This window comes from Megasphaera sp. AF13-6AC, assembly GCF_027685385.1.
GTDB lineage: Bacteria > Bacillota > Negativicutes > Veillonellales > Megasphaeraceae > Megasphaera > Megasphaera micronuciformis.
In genome coordinates this window covers 1-4,189 of sequence record NZ_JAQCUN010000105.1, presented here as the reverse complement: position 1 = coordinate 4,189, position 4,189 = coordinate 1, and the positions used below count along the sequence as shown (strand labels likewise).

Below are 4,189 nucleotides of genomic sequence, written 5' to 3'. Positions count from 1 at the left end.
TGGACGAAGACGGGTTGGAAGCCGGCGTCGGTGCCGCCCTTGCCTACATCTTAACAGGCCTTGAAGAAAAACCGGCTACGCCGTCTTTTAAAGCCGAAAGCTTGGATACTGTCTTATCCTTACTCGACGCAAAACACCTGAGTGAATAATATTTTCTTGCAACAATAATTAAAACAGCGAGTTCTCGTATAGAGTGCTCGCTGTTTTTGTTGTAATTCCTACATACAATATTCACCTTCCCGGATATACTGATGATGAAAGATAAATAAATTCCAAGTTTCTTCCAAAGGAAGTGTTATATATGGAAAACAATGGCATTACCATTACAAACGACACGACACTGGGCACACTGGTTACCTTCTTCCCCGATATTACACGGCGTCTCAATGACTTACATGTCGACTACTGCTGTCACGGCAACATCAGTATAGGCGAAGCTATTAAGGAGCATCGCTTGTCGCCCGACTTTTTAAGGGAATTACAGGACGCCTACGAAGCCTATCGGAATCGTCCGGATAAAACGGAAAGTGTCGCCGACATGAGTACGGAAGACCTTATTCGTCTGATCATCGATACACACCATATTCCCGAACGTCAGCTTTGGGAAGAAATCACGCCCATGCTCAATAAGATTATGACGGTTCACTACGAACACGGAAAGGATTTGCTCTTGCAACTTCACCGTCAGTTCTCTCTCTTGCGGGCAGAGTTGGAAGAACATTTCGCCGAAGAAGAATGCGAAGTATTCCCCCTCATGTTGCAAGCCGAAACAAAATCGCCGAAAGAACGGAAACACCTGTCCAAGCGCGTTCACGAATTGGTATCCGAACATGAAGGTGCCGGCGAAGTCATTCATTCCATTATGGCCTTAACAAACAACTTCACGCCTCCCGAATACGCTTGTCCTACCTTTAAGGCTACGTATGCTAAGATGCACGAACTGATTGACGACATTTTCTTACATATTGCCAAAGAAAACAGTGTCCTCTTCCTGCGTTTTGAAGAATAGTCACTACACAAAAAACGGTATTTCCGATTGCAATCGGGAATACCGTTTTTATATCTATTCAACATCATCCCACGAGACGGCACATACATCGCCGGCAGAGACTATCCGCTTCATATCCTTGTAGCAATACTGCCCCATACAAGCTACGCGTCCGACACAGTCACGTACAACTTGTTCATATGTCTGTTGAGTCGTATCGATCCCTACAGGTACTAAGCGAGCACATCCCGCATCAATAAGAGCTACCGTACCCTTCGGACATAAGTGAATAAGAGTCCTCTCACCCAAGGCTTGTCCAAGGGATTTTAAAAAAGGCTTTAAAATATGCCGTGCATACAATTTCAGGCGGTGCTCACCCAGAAAGTCGGCATCGCCTACAGAATCGTCAATACCGATAACGGCGACTCCTGCATGAGAGAGGTTCGTATAATACTCGACCAGAAAGTCGCTAATACAACTTACGGCCCTCAGCAATCCTCGTGTATCTTTGCGGGCACAGCGTACAAAATTCCGCCATTCCATAAGCCCCGACAACACATTGACTGGACCGCTGCCCTCTATAAATACGGGAAGTCCCTCTCGAGTACACCGTTCACAGAGCTCGACAATATTATCCATTCGCTTTATACCGAGTTTCGTCGGCACCTCTGCCTGCAAAAGGTCGCCAAAAGACGAATATATACCGGCCTTTCCCCGCGGACCGCTCAGCTCGTCACCGGCATGAATCCGACCGCCCAGAGCCGCTACTTCCGTAACGTGATCAAAAGGCAGAAACACGAATACTTCCCGTGCTTCTGCCTTAACCACCTTTGCCAAGGTAAACATCAAGTCGGGTTGCCCATATACATCGGGTACGGGCAACCCTTCTCTTACTATAAGTTTTTGAATAAAGCTTTCTCTGTCCGATACGGGGCATTCAAAGGTTCGCACTGCCCTATAACCCCTTCATGCCTTCAGGCATAGCTCCCTTTTTAGCTCCCTTGCCGTAGGTAGCTGCGGCATTCATCAGCGCCACCAGGTTTTCCTTCGGCGTGCCGACGGGAGTGGTGCATCCGGGACTCAATACAAAGCCGCAGGGATTATCGGCCGCTTCACTCAGACACCGTATAACTTCATTTTTCATATCTTCAGGAGTGCCGTTTCTCAATAAATCTACAGGATCGACATTGCCTATAATCCCTATTCTGTCACCGAACAGATTTTTCAAATCGGTCATACTTTCAACATTATCTACAGAAAAAGCGGATATGCCGAAATCTACAATTTCCTGCCACCGATCATGGGTTGTGCCGCAAATATGCATGCCCGGCTTCGAGCCGTAAATCTTCGTAAGCCGTTCTACCGTTTGAGTCATAAAGGGAACGGCATACTTTTTAAACATGCGCGGTGATAACAGGTTGCGAGCAATAATCGGTTCGGCAATAGAAGGTTTAATCCCGGCATGCTTATACAATCCTTCACCGGCAGCGACAACATTATCCGTAGCAAATTGAAGGAGTTTTGTAATTTCACTTTCCTTTTTCACCATATCCTTCAGGAATTTTTCCGTACCGATTAAAAAAGCCGCTACTGTAAAAGGGCCGGCCATACCGGTACCGATAATATGAGTTTTTCCGAATTTTTCCTGTAACCGATTATAGGCCTCCAACATAATGGGAAAACGACCGTCCTTGGTTACGTCAATAATAGACATGCGTTCCAAGTCCTCATACGACTCGATACCGACACCTTCTACATGCGATACATTGTTTTCAGGCGTTACGACAGAAACGCCTAAAGCTTCTACTACACCGCGCAAGCCGACGTTTACGCCCATATTATCGGCACCGAAATCTTCGGCGATTTTTGATTCCACTTCTACCATCAAGTCGGCAGAGAAATAATAATCCTTGTTTTGGATACCGTAACGAATGGGACTGGTTTCCGCCGCCGTCAATACTGTCGGAATTCTGTCTACCTCTTGCCCCGCCGCATATGCCGTAAGCCGTTCACGCGGCGTCATTTCCGTCCGAATCAATTCCATGACAACCACTCCGTTTCCGTGAGTATTTTTATTAATTTCATTGTATCATGCATTCTCACGCGGTTATAATTGATTTTTTCTATCTCAACCATTAATTCATCATAAATTTATATGAACCAATTATACTTATTTCGCCTTACCACATAGGAACTAATGCGCCCTTATCATGTTCTTGGAAATAAGCCTTCATTTCATCAGTCTGCGTAGCCTTAATCAAGTCCTGAACCCACTGAGCGTTCTGGTCTTCCGGACGAACCACATAGCCTAAGGCAAAATCCTTGCTGTCTTTTGATTCAGCCAGATACGCCGACGGATCTTTTCCCGCATTAGCCATATGTGCCGATGCCAAAGCAATTGCACCGTAATCATTAATCGCTTGTGCTAAGGATGTCATTTCAGCCTCTACGAATTGGAAGTGATGAGGGTTATCTTTAATATCGTAAATCGTTGCATTATCTACCCCGGGATTTAAGGTAATAAGTCCTAAATCAGCCAGCATCTTCAAGCCGCGACTACGGTTGGTCGTATCGTTGCAAAGCCCGATAACGGCACCGTCGGGAATCTGGCTCACCTCTTTATATTTGTCAGAATACAAGCCGAATCGTGCATAATGTGTATAGGGCTTTACCATAACAAAATCCGTTCCCTTGGATTTGTTGTAACTTTCCAAATACGGAAGATGCTGATACCAATTAACATCAATGCTCTTTTCCCCTAAGGCCACATTCGGTAAAATACTGTCCTCAAAGGGAATGATTTCCAATGTATAGCCCATCTTTTCCAAGGGAGCTCGTAAGAGTTCGGCGCGTTCGGCACCGTCAGCTCTGAGTCCCAGTTTTATGACCTTCTTATCGCCCGAAGCGCTTCCTTTATCGGCGGAGCTGCCGCATCCCGATAAAACCATAACCAGTGCTGCCATAACGACAGCTGTGAAAAGTAATAATTTTTTTCTCATCTTCATTCTCCTCTTTATTTTAATTTATTGTAGACAAAGTCCCCAATATACTGAATAAGTAATACCAGAATGACTAAGACAACACAAATGGAATACATAACCTTGTCATTAAAGTTCTGATATCCGTAAATCATGGCCGTAGCCCCGAGTCCCCCGCCTCCAATAACACCGGCCATGGCCGTGGCTCCGAGAAGGTTGATAA

Annotated in this window: 4 protein-coding genes and 1 pseudogene; 1 reads left to right on the top strand and 4 read right to left on the bottom strand. The window is 45.6% G+C overall.

Features of this window, described 5'->3' with window-relative positions; genetic code table 11:
• Positions 1–301: 301 nt before the first annotated feature.
• Positions 302–1,009, top strand: a complete 708-nt coding sequence (locus PGX78_RS06340; protein WP_270445934.1) for a DUF542 domain-containing protein — start codon at positions 302–304, stop codon at positions 1,007–1,009.
• A gap of 54 nt (positions 1,010–1,063) precedes the next feature.
• Here the strand turns inward: PGX78_RS06340 and PGX78_RS06335 are convergent, their stop codons facing one another.
• The 4 genes and pseudogenes from PGX78_RS06335 to PGX78_RS06320 form a co-directional block, all read right to left on the bottom strand.
• Positions 1,064–1,939 (bottom strand): uroporphyrinogen decarboxylase family protein, encoded by an 876-nt coding sequence (locus tag PGX78_RS06335; protein ID WP_270445933.1) that lies wholly within the window; start codon positions 1,937–1,939, stop codon positions 1,064–1,066.
• Between the two features lie 4 nt (positions 1,940–1,943).
• On the bottom strand, positions 1,944–3,032 hold the full coding sequence (locus PGX78_RS06330) for a uroporphyrinogen decarboxylase family protein (RefSeq protein ID WP_270445932.1): 1,089 nt from the start codon (positions 3,030–3,032) through the stop codon (positions 1,944–1,946).
• A gap of 136 nt (positions 3,033–3,168) precedes the next feature.
• On the bottom strand, positions 3,169–3,987 hold the full coding sequence (locus tag PGX78_RS06325) for a MetQ/NlpA family ABC transporter substrate-binding protein (protein WP_270445931.1): 819 nt from the start codon (positions 3,985–3,987) through the stop codon (positions 3,169–3,171).
• A gap of 14 nt (positions 3,988–4,001) precedes the next feature.
• A pseudogene (locus PGX78_RS06320) lies at positions 4,002–4,189 on the bottom strand (methionine ABC transporter permease); the annotation flags it as partial.

Coding starts and splice junctions, on each gene's coding strand:
- PGX78_RS06330 (WP_270445932.1), bottom strand. CDS start 3,032: ATGGAATTGATTCGGACGGAAATGACGCCGCGTGAACGGCTTACGGCA.
- PGX78_RS06325 (WP_270445931.1), bottom strand. CDS start 3,987: ATGAGAAAAAAATTATTACTTTTCACAGCTGTCGTTATGGCAGCACTG.
- PGX78_RS06340 (WP_270445934.1), top strand. CDS start 302: ATGGAAAACAATGGCATTACCATTACAAACGACACGACACTGGGCACA.